This is a genomic window from Psychrobacillus sp. FSL K6-1415, from assembly GCF_038003185.1.
In the GTDB taxonomy this organism is placed as follows: Bacteria; Bacillota; Bacilli; order Bacillales_A; family Planococcaceae; genus Psychrobacillus; species Psychrobacillus psychrodurans.
Genome location: NZ_JBBOOQ010000001.1, coordinates 1,633,091 through 1,654,612 on the forward strand (window position 1 = coordinate 1,633,091; position 21,522 = coordinate 1,654,612).

Consider the following 21,522-nt stretch of genomic DNA (forward strand, 5'->3'; position numbering starts at 1 on the left):
AGGTTCTGTTAAATAAAAAGATAGCCACAAATTGTGGCTATCATCTGTTTAATAAATTTAATTTTGCTTTAGAGGGAGTTTCATACATCAAGTGACCTATATTTAGATAGGCACTTTGTATCACATAATAGCCACCACCAACATCATAAAGCGGAGCATATCCCTGTATATTTTTAGTGCCATACACACGGTATTCTTCACCTGGATTTAATCGGCGCACGGGGTCAAAAATCTTTACAGGTCCTGAAGTACCACCTTCTACTTTGAATAAAGAAGTTGATTGCAAGATTGTTACTTTTCCAATCTGTCCAGGTTTCAATTCGGTTTTCCCCCACATTATTTTTTGTGCAGAAGCTTCAGGAGAAGAGACGCTAAAGGAAAAGAAGAATAAAGCAATAAATATAAAAGACAATAATTTTTTCATTAAATACCAATCCCTTCTAAAATCTATAATAATTTTACCACAATATAGGATTTGTTTTTTAGGAAATATTTAGAAATTAACATAGGTAGGAAGTGTTGAACAAAGAGGAAAACCTATTTGGTATAGGTAATTGCATTTATAATCATCATTGTGAAGGTTTTCACTTAAACTACCGGGTGCTTAGTTAAAGTTCATGGGTTGCTTAGGCAAATCTTTTTTCTTATTGAACTAACGCAGCAGGTGTGCGGCCGAGCCTAGGTCGTATCATATAGCGGGTGGGATTCCCGTCGAGAAAGAACTAGCCATTCACTCGTAGCGAGTCTTGGAGGGCTAATGGTAACAGTAGCCTTTAAGCGTAGACAGTTAGGTGGCGGGCCGAAAGCCAAATGGTTGAAGGGATTGAGCCCCATAATGTTAGTAAATCGAGAGGGTTGATGCCTTACCTGCGGCAGAAAACTACATTTTATTCTTCGGTAAAGGCAAGAAGGCTAAAACCTCTCTGGGGTCAGAGACCTTGGCACGTCACACATGGATATGATACGGCAACTCGGGAGACCCTAGCGGTCTCTTCTTAATTGAAGAGTATGGTGTACAAGTGATAATAAGCAAGGAAACCAAATGCCGTTTAGGGAGTCGGATAGCAGCGTAGTACCAATGAAGTTGGGTAATGCTGATGGAGGAAAGGCTGCTACCAAGTTATCACCCTTACTAGGGACACATTTACTACACGCGGAGGTAGGAATACTAAATGGAAACAAAACTATTAAGGATAGCAGAATTAGCAAAATCTGATCCGAAATTGAAATTTACATCTATTGTACATTTACTAAATAAGGAATCTCTAGTTCAATGTCATCTTGAATTACCTAATAAGAAGGCAACGGGGATTAATGGCACAACTAAAGAGCAATACAGTGAAACACTAGAGGAAAATATAGAGGATTTAGTAAGTAGGCTTAAAAGTAAAAGTTATCATCCTGTTCCCGTAAGGAGAATGTATATTCCTAAGCTAAACTCCAACAAGAAAAGACCATTGGGGATACCGGAACACGAAGATAAGATTATACAGAAAGGCATTACCAAAATACTAAATGCCATCTATGAAAATGATTTTCTAGACTGCTCTTTTGGGTTCCGCCCAAATCGTAACTGCCACGATGCTTTGAAAATATTAAATCATTATATTGAAAAGAAATCAGTAAATTATATAGTAGATGTAGATATTAAAGGGTTCTTTGACAACGTTGACCACATATGGATGATGAAGTTCTTAAAACTGCGAATTGCTGACCCTAACTTACTAAGAATAATTGGTAGGTTTCTTAAAGGTGGATACATGGAGGAAGGAAAGAAATACAAGTCAGATAAAGGCACACCGCAAGGTGGAGTCATATCTCCGGTCCTTGCCAATCTGTACCTCCATTATGTCCTGGACCTGTGGTTTGATAAGGAAGTTAGAAAACAGTGTAAAGGAGAAGCATACATAGTTCGTTATGCAGATGATTTTGTTTGTTGCTTCCAATATAAGAGCGAAGCTCAGGAGTTCTTTCAATCATTGAAGCTGAGATTACAGAAGTTTAATTTAGAAATAGCGGAGGATAAAAGCAAAATAATTCCCTTCGGGAGATTTGCGGAGAAAGATGCAAAACTAAAGGGAAATGGAAAACCTGACACCTTTGATTTCCTAGGTTTTACACACTATTGTGGAAAGAGTAAATCTGGATACTTTCGTGTGAAACGGAAATCAAGCAGGAAAAAGCTACAAGGTAAACTAAAGGAATCGAAGGAATGGATAAAGAATAACCGAAATACTGATATTCATATGATTATGGATAGATTTAAACGCTCTCTTATAGGTTATTACAACTACTATTGCATCACGGATAACACTCCAAGTGTTCACCGCTTTAAAGACAAAATCCAATATTTACGAAGTCAAAGAAAATCCTTTACCTGGGATAAATTCAATCTCTTTCTTCATAAATATCCGTTACCTTCACCAAGAATTAAGGTGAATATATACAACTTAAGAAAAGAGATTAGCTACATTTTGTGAATGGTGACTAGGAAGAGCCGTGTGCGTAAATAGCGCAAGCACGGTTCTGTGAGGGGGGAGGAACACAATCTACCGTGAGGTAGAGAGGTTCTCTTCTACTCGACTAGTTTAAGAGTAATAGTTAACAGATAGTATTTTTTATTGAGACTTTATAATGTAGCTGGAAGGGACGGATATCTATTACAGAAAATATTATTGTAAAAGCGAAAAGGATATTATTGGGGTTACCAGGAGGTGCCGATGATTATAAAACTATAGAACATGGTGGAGAGTGGGCAGATGTGAATTATGATGACTATTATTTATATTTTACACATCCAAATGTAGAGTATCGAAAGTACTCGCTTCTCATTTTCATGTCTGCACTCGCCCATTGGCATTCAAAGGCAGCCAATGTTTTTGTACCAATTAAAATCAGAAGAAAGACTATTATCCAGCAAAGGTATACAATTTCGAAGATTATGTAAGGTCGTTTTTGGACAACCAAGAAGCTATAAAACGAGAGTTTCCACTCTTTAACGAGATAATACTCATATATTTAATCGGATTGAGTGATAGAAATAATTTTGAAAATGTTTTCCGAGAATTTGATAAACAAATTTTAGTTGAACTGAGAGAAGTACTACACAAAAATAAAGAATTGAAAGATAAAACTTATAATACAAATGATATCGTAAGTATACTTGAGTATTAAGCCAAAATGAGACAGGAATAGAAAATTTACAGTAGAAGTTTATTTCACTAACGGGTGCTTCGTATTATAAGGTCAACCAGTAAAATAAACTGTACCCTTTGTAAAGGACATTTTGAAAAAGGTTAGGCAACTTGTTGAAGCTGCTGTCTGTATTTTGCAGGCGGCAGCTTTTTTAAATTCCATTGGCCTCTATAATAATTGTAATATATCATATAACACTTCACTTCTTGTTTTACTTCTTCTAATGTTTCGCATTCTTTTATATTTGTTTCATCTTTAAAATGCCCAAAGAATGATTCTTGTGGAGCATTGTCCCAACAGTTTCCACGGCGTGACATTGACTGTCCAAGATTCATCTTTTTCACTAATTTTTGATAGGTCGGATTTGTGTAATGAAATCCCTGATCCGAATGAATAAAGGCATCATTTCGAATATGTGAATGACGACGTCTTAATTGGTGAAGTGTATCTAATGCGATGTCTAATGTAATTTTATCTGAGACTTCATACGCTAAAATTTCATTCGTCTCTGCGTCTTTAATCGTGGATAAATAAGCACGCTTTCCGCTTCTGTAGTTTAAATATGTGATATCCGTTAATAACACTTTTCCAGCCAACCCTTGTTTAAAGTTGCGCTGCAATTCGTTCGGGCATGTGCGATGTTCTTTTGTTGCTTTCGCCATGCGGCGATAGGGATTCGCTTTTCGAATTGGACAAACAATCTCAAATTTCTTCATAATGCGGCGAATACGTTTTAAGTTATATGTAATCTGGTACTGGTTTTGGAGTGTCATTTTAATTTGGCGTGCTCCTTTTTTGCGTCCTCGGAAATGATACGCCTTTAAAATGATGTTTTTCACCACCTCGTCCGAACCGCCTTTAATTGCACGTTTTTGAATGGATTTTTCATCAAAGTAATTGTAGAAACCTGATCGAGATACATCCATTACCTCGCAAAGATAACTTACCATACGCTTTAACTCATACTTTTTAATAATCTGGTTAATGAGTTCGAATTTTAATTCTGGCGCAATTTTTATTTCTTCTTCACCATCTGCCTTTCGAGTAAATCGAGCTTTTTTAGGAGTTCGTTCTCTGCCTCAAGTAATCGAGTCTTCGCTTCTAATCGTGCATACTTTTCCTCGAGACTTAGTTCTCGTTCAAGTGGGCGACCAGAACTATATTTCCGAGAATCTTCTAACCCAGTAATTCCTTGGTTTTGGTATGCTGTTTTCCATCGAGCTGCCGCTTTATGAATGCGTGTCATCCCCATCATTTCGATATCAAATCCTGCATCTTCAAAAATTTCACGCGGAAACTTCCCAAATTCATTTTCAGTAATAAATAATCGTTTAAATTCATCTGTGTACGTAATCGCTTTATTGCTTACAGCTTTTACATATGGATTCTTTTTTAGTTCTTTTTGTTGGTTAGGTGTTAAATAATTTTTAGTCATAATTTATCGCTCCGAATACTGTTTTATTCATTATAAACAAAAAGACCCTATAAGATGACCTTTTTTAAAGTGTCTATCTTATAGGGTACAGTTTAAAAACTGGTTGACCTTATAATACGAACGTGTGCTTTACTTCAAGTAGGAGTAAAGACTTTTTTCTTATTGAACTAACGGTGCAGTTTAGTTCAATAAGAGGATTTTTTCGAGAGAGTATAGAAGTAAATAAAATCTAGAGGATTTTCTATTTATGTCAGGAGGTGCTTGCAATTAAAAAGAAACTAAGAGGTATGAAAAAAGTACCGTTAATTGCATTTTCGATATTTTTTAGTATTGGTCTTATATTATCAATTATTGAAGAAGATACGTTTTTTAGAAATTTGTATTTAATGGGTATTATTGTTTGTCTAGGCCATTGGGTATTATTACAACGTCAAAGGATTAAGGAATAATGGTCTTGTCCTATCAAAGTAAACTCTTTTATATAACTTAGCGGTGTGCTTTAGCTCACATGTGCCTGCCTCTAAAGGTAGCTTTTTTTATTGAACTAAAGCAGTTGAAGAAGGGATATCATAGAAATAAAGTATAAAGGTGTTGTTTATGGAGGCAGATGAATTTACTAAGATAATTAATAATCTTAAAGAAAAACCTGGAGGAACATTACGATTTTATGGAGATTGGATCGGTAGACCTTATGATAATTACCATAAAATTTTGGAATGTAGTTTTAAAGATGGAATATTAGATATTACATTTGATGCTGGTGAAATGATAAAGATACTGAATCCAAGTAATATTATATTTAACGATAATAAGCTAATAATTAAAGATTCTAATTGTGTTGATTTTTTAAGATATGGTTACGGTAAACCACAAACGGAAGAAAACTTGATAATAAATAGATATTCTATCGGAGAATTAACCAATCCATCTATAAAAAGTAGAAAAGTCTATAAAAAAATTATTAAACGAGGTTACCCAGCTGTTGAATTACTTTAATATTAGGCTAAAGGGGCAAGAGTTCAAAAAGTGATTTTTGAATATTATGATTTTATGGAGAAGAGTTAAACTAACGGATGCTTTACTTCAAGAAGGAGTAAAGCCTTTTTTCTTATTGAACTAAAGCAGCAGTTGTGCGGCCGAGCCTAGGTCGTATCATATAGCGGGTGGGATTCCCGCCGAGAAAGAACTAGCCATTCACTCGTAGCGAGTCTTGGAGGGCTAATGGTAACATTAGCCTTTAAGCGTAGACAGTTAGGTGGCGGGCCGAAAGCCAAATGGTTGAAGGGATTGAGCTCCATAATGTTAGTAAATCGAGAGGGCTGATGCCTTAACTGCGGTAGAAAGCTACATTTTATCCTTCGCTAAAGGCAAGAAGGATAAAACCTCTCTGGGGTCAGAGACCTTGGCACGTCACACATGGATATGATACGGCAACTCGGGAGACCCTACCGGTCTTTTCTTCTTATAGAAGAGTATGGTGTACAAGCGATAATAAGCAAGGAAACCAAATGCCGTTGTAGGGAGTCGGATAGCAGCGTAGTACCAATGAAGTTGGGTAATGCCGACGGAGGAAAGGCTGCTACCAAGTTATCACCCTTACTAGGGACACATTTACTACACACGGAGGTAGGAATAATAAATGGAAACAAAACTATTAAGGATAGCAGAATTAGCTAAATCTGAACCGAGAATGAGATTTACATCGCTTGCACATTTACTAAATAAGCAATCTCTAGTTCAATGCCATCATGAATTACCTAATAAGAAGGCAACTGGGATTAATGGCACAACTAAAGAGCAATATAGTGAAACATTAGAGGGAAATATAGAGGACTTAGTAAGAAGGCTTAAAAGTAAAGGTTATCATCCTGTTCCTGTAAGGAGAATGTATATTCCCAAGCTTAACTCCAACAAGAAAAGACCGTTGGGGATACCGGAACATGAAGATAAGATTGTACAGAAAGGCATTACAAAAATACTAAATGCGATCTATGAAAATGATTTTCTAGACTGCTCTTTTGGGTTCCGCCCCAATCGTAACTGCCACGATGCTTTGAAAATATTAAATCATTATATTGAGAAGAAATCAGTAAATTATATAGTAGATGTAGATATCAAAGGGTTCTTTGACAATGTTGATCACATATGGATGATGGAGTTCTTAAAACTGCGAATTGCTGACCCTAACTTACTAAGAATAATTGGTAGGTTTCTTAAAGGTGGATACATGGAGGAAGGAAAGAAGTACAAGACAGATAAAGGCACACCGCAAGGTGGAGTCATATCTCCGATACTTGCCAATCTATACCTCCATTATGTCCTGGACCTGTGGTTCGAGAAGGAAGTTAGGAAACAGTGTAAAGGACAAGCATACATAGTTAGATATGCCGATGATTATGTTTGTTGCTTTCAATATAAGAGCGAAGCTCAGGAATTCTTTCAATCATTGAAGCTGAGATTACAGAAGTTTAACTTAGAAGTAGCGGAGGATAAAACCAAAATTATTCCCTTCGGGAGATTTGCTGAGAAAGATGCAAAACAAACGGGGAATAGAAAACCTGCAACCTTTGATTTTCTCGGTTTCACACACTATTGTGGGAAGAGTAAACAAGGAAATTTTCGTGTGAAACGGAAAACAAGTAGGAAGAAGCTACAGGCTAAACTGAAGGAATCGAAAGAATGGATAAAGAGTAACCGAAATAAAGATATTCATATGATTATGGATAGATTTAAACGCTCGCTTGTAGGTTACTACAACTACTATTGCATCACAGATAATACTCCAAGTGTTCACCAATTTAGAGACAAAATTCAATATTTACTCTTTAAATGGCTCAACAGAAGAAGTCAAAGAAAATCCTTTACTTGGGATAAATTCAATCTCTTTCTACATAAATATCCGTTACCTTCACCAAGAATTAAAGTGAATATATACGATTTAAGAAAGAAGATTAGCTACATTTTGTGAATGATGACTAGGAGGAGCCGTGTGCGTGAATAGCGCAAGCACGGTTCTGTGAGGGGGGAGGAACACAATCTACCGTAAGGTAGAGAGGTTCCCCTCTACTCGACTAGTTCAATAAGTAGGTGTATTTTGGGTGAGTGTCGAATTATTTATTCAATGTAGAAAAAAACAGATTGGGTGGATTAAATGTTAGTTAAGGGTTATAAAGTCAGTTTACCTAAATCTTATTGGGTGTTATTAATTCCTATATTCTTAGGAATAAGTTATTATAATATTTTTTTTGATTGGCAATTGCAATATTATGGCGTAAACGAAGCCGAAGATTTTGGAAGATATGTATTTGTCTTAGTTCTGAGTATTTGCCAAAGTTTTATTTACATTTTACTAATTAGGCTTGCAGTATCTTTATTAAAATATTTATTTAGAAACAAAGAGGAGAATTCTTCGTCATAAAGGATTTTTCTGTTGGATGAAGTAACCTTATTCAACTCCCATGAAAATTAAAAAATGCTCAAAATCAACAAAATTGCATAACAAAAGAGACTCAGAAATAGCTTTTTTAAAAAAGGCTGAGCCTTCAGATTGTTTATTTGGAGTTAAAGAGTAAATCAGGAACCAACTCCTTCTTCTTAGAATAAAGGCAAGGCTGGTGCAATAACCAGAGTAGGATTAATCTCCCATGAGTGCTACTCGTATAGAGTGCGAGAGTCTGTGATGCACCGTGGTCGTTGGAGTCAGACTAACGGATGGGCTCTATGGCACCATAGTTCATCGACCTTCTTCGCCAGCCGTAGTATCCTATACACGATTTTCACATTTTCATTCTCTGTGGTGAAGCGCTGATTTTGCGCTTCATGGATGGCTAACGGGTGCTTTACTTCAAGAAGGGGTAAAGCCTTTTCTTATTGTACTAACGCAGCAGTTTAGTTCAATAAGGGGAACTTTATATTTTGAAATAATTGGAACTTCTATTGCTTTTATACGTAATAAAGTAAAAGAATAGGTTAGTTGACATATAATATTCTTAATAACAGCTATAAAACAAATGACACTCATTTTACTAATGATACTACTTTTAGAGTAGACATAAGAATGTAAGGAGAAATCTGCTATGAAATTAGATTCTAAATCTAATTTATTTTTTCGTATGATACTATATATATCTTATTTAGTTTTAATTTGGTTTCCAACTATTCCTTATTTATTTATTTTTCCAATATTATTTTCTATGCTAGATGATAATAATAATCATAAAAGATTAAAAACGTTAGCCATACTATTAATTGCATGCTGCGTCTTTTATTTTTATTTAAACAATTTAGATTTGGAACAACAAATTGCACTTTCACTAGTTGTTTTATTATTGGGTTTCTCAGATGTATTAAGAAAAGCATTCAAAAAAAATACTATTTAATCACCTCTCAGGAGGTGATTTTTTTATGTGTCCAAAAATTACTAGTTGTAAAAAAGAACTATTGTTCGTATGCTAAACGATAGAAGGAGGGAACGGATGTGCGTATAAATTTAATGAAATGTATGGAACGTAATCAACTGATTGAATTAATGTATATGGATTCAAAGGGTAATATAAGCAAAAGACGAGTGAAAGTCCTCAAGTTTCAAGGAACTACTTTTCAGGCGCTATGTTTTAAGCGAAATGCTAAGCGTACATTTATCATTGATAGTGTGCTCGCATACGTTCCCATCATCCATAAGGAGCGTGAAGTTGTATGAATCACGATTTTTATGAGGATGAGCCAATATTTGATTTGTCACGTTTACAAGACAGAGGAAGTAAGAAATAAGTAGCAATGATGCTTCCAGAACACGTAGCTTTATTAAGACAATATAGTGAAGAAATTAAAAGAGAACCTAAACCAGAATTAGACGAATGGGATTATGATGCCATTCAACATACTTTGGATGCAGCCATTAAAAGTAAAGCTGATACAAAAATTAAAAGATGGAAAAATGGAGAATTTATATACAACAGAGGAACGGTAGAAAGTGTAAATTTGCAGAAGCGAGAAATCGAATTGAAAGATCCTTTTTATTTGTTATCATTAAAGCTCGATGAAATAGTTGACGTAACTATAATGGATTAAAGGTTGTGAAAGTATTGGACAGAACGGAAGAACTATTTAATAAGTTACTGGATGAACATCCTCCGGAGTTAGTACTAGGTGCCCTTGATGAGATGTCACGAATGAACAGAGAAGAACTTGTAGCATTAGATAAATTATGCGAAGTCATAAATAGAGCGGAAGCTGCAGAAATCGAGAAAGCTAAAGAACACCAACCAGATTAATGGAAGGTGGTTGGATTTATTTTATGGAAATTTGTATTGTACAAAGTCCAAGAAACACGTTTTTAATAAATTCGTCACATATCGGTCACGTAAGAAGGATTTTCACTTGTTTTATAGGTATTAAATTGAATTGAAAAAAGCCCGAAACCACTGAGGTTAAAGGCTTTTGTTTAGATGGTCCCGACAAGTCTCGAACTTGCGACCCCCACCTTGTCGAATTTGTAACCCTTATATAACCTTTTTAAATTGAATTCGGTTAAGTTAAATAAGTCTGGTTTAATAAGGTTTTCGAGACAGTGAAAATCATTTCAGTAAAATAAGATCGGTACAAAAAATTAATTATGCGGACAAATTGCGGACAAAAGAGTAAACAGGTGGTCTGTATTACTTTTTGAGGAAAACAGGTTATTACAGTTCCAGTAATAGCTAATTGATAAGAAGGTTTAATTACAGTATTTCCTATGTTACATAGGTCTAATAGTTTTTTCTTAATAGAATCCCCCACTTAGTGTATAACTATATTCCTTAGATTTCAACGTTTTAAAAAGAAACTTTTACTTTCATTTTAGCAGGTTCCCTCATTAAAGATGATTATATTAATGAATAGATACATCAAAAAACATTTCCTCGGTAGGAATAGACTACCTATTTTTAATAACAAAAAGAGTGCTGCCCTCAATAGTCATTTTTGATGACTTTTGGGACAGCCCTAACTTAGAAACACTCAGGGAATTCATCGTGCAAAGTTTTTAAAACTTCATGTGCGATTTGTCTCATTGAAGCTAATTCGCTACCCAAAACCGGAGATTCGGAATCTCCATCTCTAAATCTCCATCCAACCGAATTTTGTCTAGTAAGGTTGGAGTATTTTTGAGACAACTTTGGGTCGACATGAGCTCCTCCGTCTTTATTTGTTAGGCCTATTACAATATCTTTTCTCGAAAAAGGAGACTTATTTGAGTCTTCTAGTATAATTGCTTTTTCCCACCAACTTTTGAAGGATCTTTTCCTATTTCTTTGGATATTTGTTAGGTTATCTAAAAGTGGCATATAACGAGAATATGCACCTTCTCCTGATTTGTTTTCAAGCTTTAACAAACCCATATGAGGTATTAGATTCTTAGCATTATAAGGATAGGAAGAATCGTAAAAGTCTATACTTTTTCGGTTAAGTAGATTTAATAAGGATTTAGATTGAGGTGTATCATGCAATAAGACTCGACATACAACAGCTAATCGTTTGGCTTCAGAATCAAAGCCGTTGTCATAAGATATTGAAGATAATTGTAAAAACTCTATTTGTTCTTTTAAATGTTCTTTAAAGTCAAATTCGGTAAGTTCCATTTGAATTCCCCCTTAAAGCTAATAAAAGAGGATTTAGATGGAATTGTCAATACGTCAATTTGTAATTAGTTGATTAAATTACTATAGGAACGTTATGTGTCGTATCTAATTATAATAGTCTAGGAGGATTCTCTTCCTCTATTGTCGATGAAAGAGAGAGGGGAAATTATGTCAGAGATAATAGGAAACATCATAGCATTTTTAGGAGTTTTAGTTACTGGGTATTTCACTTACTTAGTTTAAAAAGCAACCATAGCCACAGCAGCTGCCACCGAGGCAACTCTTAAATTAAGTGAAGAATTAGCTTCTAAAGAAGAAAACAGGGTTAATGAACACAGAAGAATAATGAAAAGACAGTTGTTACCAATAGTTGCAGAAGAATCAAAAGCAGTACATGATGCAGTTGTGGATATAGATCCAATGAATATATTTAGAAAATTAAATGTAGCACCAGTAGTTTTAAGTATTAGTAAAACTGATTTAGCAAAGTATTTTAGTGTAGCTGAAGTTGCTGCAATAATTAAAGCTTGGGAATCGTACGAAAGTTATAGAACAACATACTATAAAGAAACATACCGTGGGGATGAAATAAAACACTTTTTAGAAAAACAAGCCTGTTATTATTAATTTTACGGAATTAAATGATACTTTGAGCAATATAGAAAGTTTGATGCAAAAATAGTTTTAGTTAAATGATGAGCTATCAATTATGTTCCATCAATAGCGATTTTAATAGGTTGCTTTGTTTTATCCATATAAGGGTGCTAGAGTTATGCAATCATTGAGTAAAATAGAATTAGAGAAGCAATTTCACAAGGACATGATAAACATATATAAAAATGGAAGAAAGATTGGTTATAATGCTTCTTACAAATGATTAATACTGAAAAAGGAATAGATGTTGCAAAGAAATTAATTAATAGCAGCAAACCATCTGATGGATTTACAAATATTTACTTGAAAGCGGAAGAGTCGGGTTGGCTCTAACAGTAGAGGCTTTAGTTCTTAAAGAAGAATACGTATCTTTGTTTAAAGAAGAGGAAAGACTGACTGAAATAGAAAGATTGCAGAATTATGGGTATGAGATTCCAATAGTGCAAATAGAGAATGATGCATGCAAAATCAGAAAATAATAGTAATATTTATGAATTAAACTTTGAATTGTTTAATAAAGGACTACAAAATCAAGAGTATGTGATGGGGACTAAAAAGAAATATTATATTATAACTGCAAAAATAGAGCTTGAAAATAATTTTCCCAAGTATCTAGTATACTTGTTTAGATGAAATACATTTCTTATATAACATCACTCATTCGATTGTGAGTGATGTTTTTTATTCTTCAGGTTATGAAAAACATCCTTATCGGTACTAAAAAAAGATAGTTGTAATACTAAAAGGATTGATTTTCTTCCTCAACTGCAACCACAGTGACTAAATATCCCAATGGGCAAATTACAGGCACTGCAGATTTCTTTAGGTTGTCTAATAAATTCCCGAGGTGGAAAGTTTCTCTCATATTCAATACGTTTTTCCTTTTCAAACTGAAGTTTTTTTTGTTTTAATTCTGACAAAGCCTTTCTTTCCTCATATATGTGCTCTGCTTCTAAGCGACTTAAAAACATATCTTTTCCAAGTTTAAAAAGATATTCACCACGAACTGTCTCTTTTTTGCCTCCAGTTGTAGACCGAGTAACTCCAAGGTAGTAATTTTCCTCATGTGAATGTTCATATATATTAGCAGCACGTGCCGGCAAGTCTACAATATAAACCTTTCTTCCTACGGATAAAGTATTATTACTTATATTACTACCTTGAATATTATGGTTCGATTTAACAGTTCTTGTTGGTTCAGATTTATTTGTATGTAATAGGCCATGTGGTTCAAACTTTCTCTCTGGAATTTTCTCCTTATTAAGTGCTTTCTTATTTTCATTGGACTCTCTCCTCTTTTTATGCATTCTCTCCTCTCTTTGTGTTCTTTTATCTTCCTCCCATTTATCGTTTATAATCTTTATTTTGGTTGGTGACATTCTATTGTTGATTAGATAATCTTTAGTCCATCCATACCTTTTTATTAGTATTGTTTCCATTTTGTTTATGTAGAAACCTTCGGACTTATTTATAAGATTCATTAGTTCTTCTATCTCTAGCTGTTCTGTTAGAATTGGTGTTTTTCTTATTTCCATACTTAAATAAGCTAATAATAATTCTGGGCTGGAAAGAAGTAGTTTGTCAAACGCGCGATTAAACCATGTTTTACTTTCGTAGTTCACATCGCAATCTATCGTTAATTTACTAGTCGTACCACACATATGGCAATACTTGGAGTAAAGCAATAGCTCTGTATTACACTTTAAACAAGATTTCATGTGTTTTCCTCCTCTAGGACAAAATAATTCTTAAAAATTTTAGAAATAATGTTTATTTAGTTAATATTGCTTAAGATAAATATACTAGATTTTTTAATAATATTCTTCTAAATGCTACTGAGCCAAGAGATATCAAAATATAAGGAAAGAAAGAGTCTTTCTCTCTAAATTCTGTAAAGGGGAAGATTACACACAAACATTAAAATGAGTAGAGTAGATTTGTTTAATGCCCATGTTTCGTCGTCAACCAATACTTTACAACAGCCAATCTTCGATTAAATGTCGATAATCGTACCTGCTGTACAGTAATAGATTCATGTAAATAAAGTTTTAGGGAATTGGGGTTATCAATTAAAAAGCTTTTTCTTGCAACTCCGTTATTATTTGAAGAATATATAGAAGCTACAAAATTATATAATGTAGATATTCCTCCGTATTCAGTCTATTTCAATTTAACCACCGTTTTAGACACAAAATAGTAAGCTACCTTAAATTATCGTTTAGGGGCTTATACTCCTTATTCTGTCTATTTACTCGTCTTTGATCAATATTATATAAAACTTATGGTTGTAGAAAAAGGAGTCTAATTGAATGCCCAAGTTGCAACTGAAGAATTTTTATGCATTAATATATCGTGCTTGAAATAGTAAATATAAGACCTATAAGTATTCACAGTTTTATAAATTTAAGTCTATATACAAATAATTATTCCTAATTTTAGAATTTTAAAGTTATAATGTAACTAAATAGTAGGATACAAGGGGTGAACAATTGGATGAAATGGATTAATAAACTTAAGTCCAAGTTAGCTCAAATAGTTATGAAAAAAAAGGTTGACCCTGAGCATACAATTGGAAGGGAAAGCGACGAAGTCTTAAACTTATTACCGTCTCTTCCAACGAAGAGTGTAATGAAAGATCAAGCGATAGATCTGCCTGTGCCACTTGAAATAAATAGACAGGAAAAGTTTGTTGAAGAACCTACACTTGAAAATCGCGTAATAGTGGAAAAGAAAGAAATCCAAACCTTAAATTTTGAAAATGTGCTTATACCTACCGCGGTCCTAGAGCAGAACAATAAGGAACTAATGTATAAATTAGTCATAAATAAAGCGAAGAAAAATGCTGATTCGATCGATTTATTAAACATTGAGAGCAAATTGAAAATCGAACAACCTCTTACACCACTTCCGAAATACAATGAAAACGGTGATTATGCTAATTATAAAAATCATTACTTTTACTATTTGGCAAATGGGACGAATTATGAACGGAAAGTCGTTATTCAAAAAGTAAAGAAAGCAGTGATGGAAAATGAGGAGCGTCAAATAGAGTGGATAAAACCTTTACTTGATTTATCGGGTTATCCCGATAACATTATTCGTCAGTATGCCTTTCTCGCACTTCTTTCCTTTCCATTGGATGACTTATCTAAAGATTTGATATTGAAGCATTTTGAAAACGATAGCTTTAATGTGATTAAAAAAAGAGTTGAAAAGGAACGTCAGCCCTTCATTAAAACAGTTGGATCATTCAGAACTGAACAAATTGTAACAAAAGAAGATCAAACAATAGAAACAAAATTGGAACAGAAACCAATAAATATGGAGGGAAAGAAGAAGGTTACAGTTAAAAGTTCACTTCCTAAGGAAAACTTGGACAGACTGATAATAGATGTTGAAAGAGTTAAAGAAATGAATGCGGTTGCAGAAACACCCATTGTTCAAAATAATATTCATGTAAAGGAAAATAAAGAGCGTAACAAACCTCATTCCCAACGTAAGGAAAGGGAATCTTTAAAACTCAATTCGTACATTCAACCGACCATTGCTGAAAACAATAGAAATCCATTAAATATTGCGGCAACTACTCAACTTGAAGTTCATGAATCTTTGGTACTCGGGAATGAACGGACTCCAGTGACGGGTGAACTAATTTCCAAGGCTGATTCTGTTAGTCCTCAACAACTTATGGGTAATGCACTTGAAATTCAACAAGTATGCAAAGAAAGGAATATTAAATCAATCTATCATTTTACGAATGCACGAAATGTCTCGAATATAATGACAAGCGGTATTCTATCCGTCGAACAGCTCAAGAAACAATCTATGAAATACGAGTATAATGATGAAAACCGATTGGACAATATGTTGCACGCGTCTTGTTGGTCAATCAGTTTCACAAATACAAAATACTTTCATAATGCTAGGTCAAGAGAGACTGACATGAAATGGTGTGTCATTGAATGTGATGCATCCCCCTTATGGGAATTACCATGTTATTTTTTCGAAACAAACGCTGCATCCAACAAAATGAAAAAGGTCCATTTTTCTCAGCGGATGGGTGTGAATGCTTTGGATAAGATGTTTGAGAGGAATGATTCGGAGATTCTTCCTGTACATTATCCGACAGATGTACAAGCGGAAGTATTGATTGTTCAGCCTGTCTTGCCAACAAAAATAAAGTCTATCTACACCAATAATCAATTAGTGTTTGATTATTACAATAAGAGATATCCTGGGATGTTCAAGTTAAATGATAAACTGTTTAAGTATAGAAACTAAATTGAGAGAGGTAATTAATAATGGCGAAACGTCCTGTATTTGTAATAGGTGAACGAATAATTGATATTAAAGAAATTGAGTTTACATGGTATCCGGGTTTTGCACCTTCTCAAAAAATCAAATCCATTATAGATTTGCACAAGAGTTATATAAAGTTGAATCCATCCCACCGTGTATTGGAAATATCCAGTAAAAGCACTGAACCCCTTGGTCAAGCGCTCAGCGCATTCAATTTAATTGTCAATATTGATGGAAAAGATATATCTTTTGAATCGTTATTCCAAGGTAGTAAGGTGTTTGAGAATGGTGGTCCCTTTGAAGATATATTGTGGACATCTGCTATTAATGCTAAAAGAGATGTCCGACTTAGAACATCAGGTGATATTGTCGGCTTCCGACTTTTGGGTGAGGACTGGCCAAGTGAACCGAAAACATTTTTCTATGATTGGATGTATATTAAAGCTGTAGCAGACAAGCCAGAATTGCTCGAAAAGCTCTTAGAGTACGATGCCTTCACCGATATCGAATTCAATCCAAAAAAATCATTGAATTGTCAAGCCAAAGCTGCAGCTCTAATTGTAACTTTATATAAAGGTGGATTCCTACAAGATGTCCTATCGGAACCTAAGCTATTGAAGAACTTCTATAGTGAAGAGACACAGACTAAACCTAAAAGAACGGCAAGTGAAGGCCCTGATCAGGAACAGTTGAAGTTATTCTAGATTAATTTCAAGGTACCGATAATAATGTGCAAGAAACACTAATGATTTGCTAACGGGCGCGTTTGTTAAAGATTCAATGAACTAATCACTGAAGTAAATGTTGGAATTAGTCGAAAATAAGAGGGCTATCACTAACTCTCGAATTGAAATACATAGTGATGGTCCTCCAAACATGAAAGCTCTATATGAAAACTTGTTTAATATATAACTATTCGAAATCTTATATTGTTACACCTATAATGATTCTTCATACTCCTTGACTAATTTATAGAAAGTAAATTTTTTCACTCCAATTTCTTGCATTGCTTTCACTGCCGTACACTCTCCGGATTTCCAACTAGCATACGCTTCTTTAAACTCTTCAGTCACCGTAACCTTTGGTCGACCAAAAATTGTGCCGTTTTGTAAAGCCACATCAATTCCTTCACGCTGCCGTTTTCGAATTCGATCGCGTTCTTCTTCAGCCATCCAAGAAAGAATTTGTAAGACAAGATCCGCAATGAATATCCCTAAGCTATCCTTATATTGGGTCGTATCGAGTAATGGCATATCCATAACAACAATATCTGCCTGAATGGTTTTAGTAATATCATTCCATTCGTTTAAAATTTCTTCTTTGTTTCGCCCAAACCGATCAAGTGAGTGAATATAAAGTACATCATTTTTTCAGATGATTCTTTTTAGTAATTGATATTGTACGCTTTCGAAATCTTTCCCACTTTGTTTATCCATGAAGATGTCTCGTTCACTTAGATCTTAAGTCATCGTGGGTAGGTTCATAAATCCAAATTTCCTCCGAACTAACCTTTTCTTGATACTCTAATAGCATCGGCTTAAAGAGTTCATAACGCGTACACCTTTCGGATTAAGATAATTTAATTTTAGTTAAGCATCTCAAATGAGGTGCTTTTCATTTTGTCTCCATATAAGCATAATCAAAAGAGATTAAAGTAAGATAAATAATTCGAAAAATAAAGAAGGGTTGTAGGTATATTAGTCGAATATATAAGAGTGGGCAAAAGGTACTAGAGGGGAAAATGAAAATGGTTTCAAAGTTATTCAAAATGGTTCTGTTAGTAGTATTAGCTTTTAGCTTAAATACGTTCAATCCGATTACATCAGAAGCAGCAACAAAAGTGATGTGGGGAAAAACAGAACTAAAATTAGGCCAAATAGGGAAAGTTACTATTCTATCTGATACAAACTTAGTCAAAATAGAGAGTAATGGTTCTTTGACTACGGTCCGCCCTTTGAAAAAAGGAGAAGAATACCGTGTATATAGCTATAAGAGTAATCATGGAGGTTTATATGGTGTGGGTGGCGGAAGCTATATTCAAAAGTCCACACAAATAAAATACGAAACACCGTCAAAAAGTAAGTTAACGTCATTACATGATTCTTCATCTATTATGTCTTTTGAAGAATGGAAAAAGAACAGGGAATCAACCAAAAAAGAGGAAGTAATAAATTATGTGCCTAGTACTCCTAGCTACTCTAACTATAAAGTTAAAAATGAGTTATTCTTGATTGGACAAGATGGGAAGTACCTCGGTAAATTAATAACAGATAAGTACGATGATGAATCTATATTTAATAAGTACGGCGATTACGGAAGTAAGTATTCAGATACTAGTATATGGAATAATTATAGCGAATATGGTAGTAATTATGGAACATATAGTGCTTATAATAAACGTTCTCCTTCACCGCCCATCATATTTGATGGAGAAGACGCAATTGGATATTTAACTGTTGATTTTGATAAAAAAGGAGCAATTCATCCGGATTTATTACTCGCTTTATTGGAAGAGTTAGGTTTATAACAGTTTTAAGTTTTTGAGCATCTCATTCGAGGTGCTTTTTTATTTACCCAAAAATTAATAGCAAATTTTATCGAACAAAAGTTCGTATACTAAAGAGAAAAAGGAGGGAACAAGTGAACGTGTAAATTTGATGAAATATATGGAACGTATAGAGGATGTACCAGCTCATTTGAAAGAACCTGTTTTAGCAGATTTAGCCGCACTTGGTTTAGATGGTCAGGGGAATCCAACTAATGTATAAAGATCTTATTAAACGCAGCATAAGCTATTGTTATTTTTTCATGAAACTTTAATAAAATTAAAGTGAGTTATATTTCAAAAGATTAGTAATCTATAATATAATCCTCTTATAAAGATATTTGGGAGGAAATCATGGAAAAATATATGTGTAGTAGATGCACTTTTGAGACAACTTTCGAAAATGGTGAACTAAGCGAAGAAGTAACGTCTATCGAAGAAACTGGATACTGCTTAACTTGTGCTCGTGAAGTTGGATATTGCGCACAACACGATGGATACACGTTTGATTCAGAGGATGTTGAATCGATTAAAGAATGCGATATGTGCAAAGAGTGTGCGGATGGTTGGTTTGGCGAACCACAATCAGATGATCCAGATTTTATGGACTCTTATGATCCTGATAGAGATTAACACACTTTTGGAACGTCTTATTAACTATTTAAGAAGGATTCCCTCTCTCTTTTTTCGAATTGTGGTTGAAAGAGGGAGGGATGATGAATGGGAAATTTGATGTTAGTACTCTGGAAAAAATGCAGGCAAATTTAAAACTAAGAAAAGAATTGAAGGGATATTTTTGTAGGGAAATTGATTTAGCTCAACACTCTCAAATTCAGGAGCAGTATCCAATAGCCTTAGAAAATGGCATTCGTTTGAAGAGGGTATAAATATTATTGATGAGAAGTGTAAAAGTTAATAAAACTCGTCTCCGTAAGCAATTTTATAAAACCTTATTAATTCCTTTATAAGAGTAATTTTTGTTGGTCTGAAAAACCTTATAAACCTTGATATAATAAGGTTTCTTAATTTTATAGATAGAACACCAGCCGTGCGTGTACCATCGTACTAGATTGGAGTCTAAAATTTCAATTACAGCAATTTTATTCTTTTGATAATTAACATAATGTATATTGATTTCTACATCGGGTTCTATATTATTTATTATAAACTGTTGATAACTGGCGGAATCCACTATTTCTTCAGGATATATTCCAGAAATAATACGATTTTCTCCGATTTTATCTTTTACGCCCATAATATTATATTTTGTACCTGTATAATTTGAGTTGGCCATTGCCAGAATGTCTTTTAACAACTCAGGAGTTCCGTGTTTGGGATACATTCTTTCCATAAAATCTAATCTTTCTGATTCGAACCCATTATCAATTAATTCTTTTAACATCATTTTCATTCCCAGATTCCTCGCATTTTAAAATTTTCCTGCTACTTATTTTCCCCAATAGATTATATCTAATAATAAGGCTTGCTCCGCAACTGCTCTCAGGAGCGGATACCACTTCACCACAATTTGATGGATCCATTGAATCATACATTGAACCACAACAAGTCCTCATTCTATGATTAGGTCCAAGATAATGACCAAGTTCCTTATGTAAATCTTTTGCCTGTATTTCGTAGTAAGTGTGAAAACGTGAGACTAAAAATCCTCATTTTTTAAATAAAGAACGTCGGGTTCCCATTACAATATTGTTCGACTGTAATACAAAACATTAGGTAGAGGATGAGGGTGTCGTTGATTCAGGAAGGGATTGACGCTCTTTTTGTTGAACTTTATGTACTAAAGCTGCAGGATGGTTTAAAAACTTAAGTATACTTGTAGTTTATAAAAAGAGTAAGGATGTGAAAGCACATGGTATTAGAAGTAGCGAAAGAAATGTTAAACGAATTAAATGATGTAGATCAAATCAACAGAATGATTTACGATATATGGTTTGAGTACTTTGAACCGTTAAAAAGTCCGTTACCCGGTTTTATATCACCTCTAAAAAAAGACACACTTCTAGTTCTTGGTTTCAACCCCTCATTTAATCCAGGAGGTTATAAAAACCAATTATTAAACTGTGATAATATTGAAATAAGGGAGTTAGCAGATGTTGAGAAATTTCAAAGGTTCATGAAACAATCAGATGTTCTTCAGCCGCTTACCGAAGAAGAAATCATACAAGTTATAGAAAAAGTTATTAGTATCGATAAATGTATTGAAAAGAACGGACATAAATACATTAATAAATTAGAAGAGTACGTACTAACTCCACTTGGCCTAGAAAAAGACAGTGTAATGTTTTGGGACCTTTTCTCTTTTCGTTGTAATAAACAAAGAGATCTAAAAGACTATTTAAGTGTTACGGAGAATCAAGTACAAAAGTGGACACAGCTCTTAATAGCGCTCCGGGTGATTGAGTTGTGTGAACCTAAAATGATCATCTTACCAAACAGCGGCGGTGGAGATCATTTATTAGAGGCTATGAAACATACCAAGGGAGTTATCACATTTTCAGAGGAATATGGTACGCATCTTTTAAAATACAATAATGTTAATTGCCCTATCTTTCTCTCAGCAAACTTGCATTCAACGGGACAGTTGGATAAATACTCAAGAAAAAGATATACCTGGCATGTTAATCAAATATGGACAGAAGTTAATCAGCAGGCTATTCTTTATTAATTTTTTATAGCTGTGATGGCTTATGCCGGGTACTCTCCGGCGACATGGAATTAGAGAAGCAGGTTTATGGGGATTTCGAAGAAACCAATTA

General features: G+C 34.2%; 21 protein-coding genes and 1 pseudogene. 16 read left to right on the forward strand and 6 right to left on the reverse strand.

Translation table 11 applies throughout. The features are described 5' to 3' along the window. Positions 1–40: 40 nt before the first annotated feature. On the reverse strand, positions 41–424 hold the full coding sequence (locus tag MKY60_RS07565; RefSeq protein WP_340929320.1) for a hypothetical protein: 384 nt from the start codon (positions 422–424) through the stop codon (positions 41–43). 748 nt (positions 425–1,172) lie between these two features. On the opposite strand from MKY60_RS07565, the gene ltrA (MKY60_RS07570) reads away from it, so the two are divergent. Beyond that, positions 1,173–2,480, forward strand: a complete 1,308-nt coding sequence (gene ltrA, locus MKY60_RS07570; protein WP_340929322.1) for a group II intron reverse transcriptase/maturase — start codon at positions 1,173–1,175, stop codon at positions 2,478–2,480. Positions 2,481–2,698: 218 nt separating this feature from the next. Beyond that, positions 2,699–2,947: a hypothetical protein gene (locus tag MKY60_RS07575; RefSeq protein WP_340929324.1), complete on the forward strand. Its 249-nt coding sequence runs from the start codon at positions 2,699–2,701 to the stop codon at positions 2,945–2,947. Between the two features lie 349 nt (positions 2,948–3,296). Here the strand turns inward: MKY60_RS07575 and MKY60_RS07580 are convergent. Beyond that, positions 3,297–4,630, reverse strand: a protein-coding gene (locus MKY60_RS07580; RefSeq protein WP_340928296.1) for an IS3 family transposase whose coding sequence is annotated in 2 segments (ribosomal slippage) — positions 3,297–4,243 and positions 4,243–4,630 — 1,335 coding nt in all. Because the reading frame shifts where the segments join, the coding sequence is not laid out codon by codon here. Between the two features lie 287 nt (positions 4,631–4,917). Here MKY60_RS07580 and MKY60_RS07585 point away from each other — a divergent pair. The 6 genes from MKY60_RS07585 to MKY60_RS07610 all read left to right on the forward strand — a co-directional run bounded on the left by MKY60_RS07585 (position 4,918) and on the right by MKY60_RS07610 (position 9,903). Then, positions 4,918–5,079, forward strand: coding sequence for a hypothetical protein (locus tag MKY60_RS07585; protein ID WP_340929326.1), 162 nt, complete (start codon positions 4,918–4,920; stop codon positions 5,077–5,079). 148 nt (positions 5,080–5,227) lie between these two features. Next, positions 5,228–5,626 (forward strand): hypothetical protein, encoded by a 399-nt coding sequence (locus MKY60_RS07590; protein ID WP_340929328.1) that lies wholly within the window; start codon positions 5,228–5,230, stop codon positions 5,624–5,626. A gap of 643 nt (positions 5,627–6,269) precedes the next feature. Then, positions 6,270–7,598 (forward strand): group II intron reverse transcriptase/maturase, encoded by a 1,329-nt coding sequence (gene ltrA / locus MKY60_RS07595; RefSeq protein ID WP_340928248.1) that lies wholly within the window; start codon positions 6,270–6,272, stop codon positions 7,596–7,598. A 1,108-nt stretch (positions 7,599–8,706) separates the two neighbouring features. Then, positions 8,707–9,009, forward strand: a complete 303-nt coding sequence (locus tag MKY60_RS07600) for a hypothetical protein (protein WP_090561948.1) — start codon at positions 8,707–8,709, stop codon at positions 9,007–9,009. A 397-nt stretch (positions 9,010–9,406) separates the two neighbouring features. Next, the gene (locus tag MKY60_RS07605) at positions 9,407–9,700 is read left to right on the forward strand and encodes a YolD-like family protein (RefSeq protein ID WP_340929332.1); all 294 of its coding nucleotides are present in this window, start codon (positions 9,407–9,409) and stop codon (positions 9,698–9,700) included. A gap of 14 nt (positions 9,701–9,714) precedes the next feature. Further along, positions 9,715–9,903 (forward strand): hypothetical protein, encoded by a 189-nt coding sequence (locus MKY60_RS07610; RefSeq protein WP_340929334.1) that lies wholly within the window; start codon positions 9,715–9,717, stop codon positions 9,901–9,903. A gap of 714 nt (positions 9,904–10,617) precedes the next feature. Here MKY60_RS07610 and MKY60_RS07615 read toward each other — a convergent pair. Further along, positions 10,618–11,247 (reverse strand): hypothetical protein, encoded by a 630-nt coding sequence (locus MKY60_RS07615; protein ID WP_340929335.1) that lies wholly within the window; start codon positions 11,245–11,247, stop codon positions 10,618–10,620. Positions 11,248–11,592: 345 nt separating this feature from the next. Here MKY60_RS07615 and MKY60_RS07620 point away from each other — a divergent pair, with 345 nt between their 5' ends. Together MKY60_RS07620 and MKY60_RS07625 are read left to right on the forward strand one after the other, a co-directional pair. Beyond that, positions 11,593–11,874, forward strand: a complete 282-nt coding sequence (locus tag MKY60_RS07620; RefSeq protein WP_340929337.1) for a hypothetical protein — start codon at positions 11,593–11,595, stop codon at positions 11,872–11,874. A gap of 350 nt (positions 11,875–12,224) precedes the next feature. Next, positions 12,225–12,380 carry a hypothetical protein gene (locus MKY60_RS07625; protein ID WP_340929339.1) on the forward strand — a complete coding sequence of 52 codons (156 nt, stop codon included), beginning with the start codon at positions 12,225–12,227 and terminating at the stop codon, positions 12,378–12,380. A gap of 282 nt (positions 12,381–12,662) precedes the next feature. Here the strand turns inward: MKY60_RS07625 and MKY60_RS07630 are convergent, their stop codons facing one another. Beyond that, on the reverse strand, positions 12,663–13,619 hold the full coding sequence (locus MKY60_RS07630; RefSeq protein WP_340929340.1) for a hypothetical protein: 957 nt from the start codon (positions 13,617–13,619) through the stop codon (positions 12,663–12,665). 775 nt (positions 13,620–14,394) lie between these two features. On the opposite strand from MKY60_RS07630, the gene MKY60_RS07635 reads away from it, so the two are divergent. After that, on the forward strand, positions 14,395–16,182 hold the full coding sequence (locus MKY60_RS07635; RefSeq protein WP_340929342.1) for a DarT ssDNA thymidine ADP-ribosyltransferase family protein: 1,788 nt from the start codon (positions 14,395–14,397) through the stop codon (positions 16,180–16,182). Between the two features lie 20 nt (positions 16,183–16,202). Beyond that, positions 16,203–16,904: a DarT1-associated NADAR antitoxin family protein gene (locus tag MKY60_RS07640; protein WP_340929344.1), complete on the forward strand. Its 702-nt coding sequence runs from the start codon at positions 16,203–16,205 to the stop codon at positions 16,902–16,904. Positions 16,905–17,138: 234 nt separating this feature from the next. Here MKY60_RS07640 and MKY60_RS07645 read toward each other — a convergent pair. Continuing rightward, positions 17,139–17,636, reverse strand: a pseudogene (locus tag MKY60_RS07645) (recombinase family protein). A 311-nt stretch (positions 17,637–17,947) separates the two neighbouring features. Here MKY60_RS07645 and MKY60_RS07650 point away from each other — a divergent pair. The 3 genes from MKY60_RS07650 (at position 17,948) to MKY60_RS07660 (ending at position 19,632) form a co-directional block, all read left to right on the forward strand. Next, positions 17,948–18,727, forward strand: a complete 780-nt coding sequence (locus MKY60_RS07650; RefSeq protein ID WP_340929346.1) for a hypothetical protein — start codon at positions 17,948–17,950, stop codon at positions 18,725–18,727. A 372-nt stretch (positions 18,728–19,099) separates the two neighbouring features. Further along, positions 19,100–19,378 (forward strand): hypothetical protein, encoded by a 279-nt coding sequence (locus tag MKY60_RS07655; RefSeq protein ID WP_340929348.1) that lies wholly within the window; start codon positions 19,100–19,102, stop codon positions 19,376–19,378. Positions 19,379–19,458: 80 nt separating this feature from the next. Beyond that, entirely contained in the window at positions 19,459–19,632 is a 174-nt protein-coding gene (locus MKY60_RS07660) for a hypothetical protein (protein ID WP_340929350.1), read from the forward strand. 53 nt (positions 19,633–19,685) lie between these two features. Here MKY60_RS07660 and MKY60_RS07665 read toward each other — a convergent pair whose 3' ends face one another. Further along, a complete protein-coding gene (locus MKY60_RS07665) occupies positions 19,686–20,156 on the reverse strand; it encodes an AlbA family DNA-binding domain-containing protein (protein WP_340929352.1) in 471 nt (156 codons plus the stop codon). A 459-nt stretch (positions 20,157–20,615) separates the two neighbouring features. Here MKY60_RS07665 and MKY60_RS07670 point away from each other — a divergent pair, with 459 nt between their 5' ends. After that, complete coding sequence (locus MKY60_RS07670; RefSeq protein ID WP_340929354.1) at positions 20,616–21,431, forward strand: hypothetical protein; 816 nt, start codon at positions 20,616–20,618, stop codon at positions 21,429–21,431. The last annotated feature ends 91 nt before the right edge of the window (positions 21,432–21,522 follow it).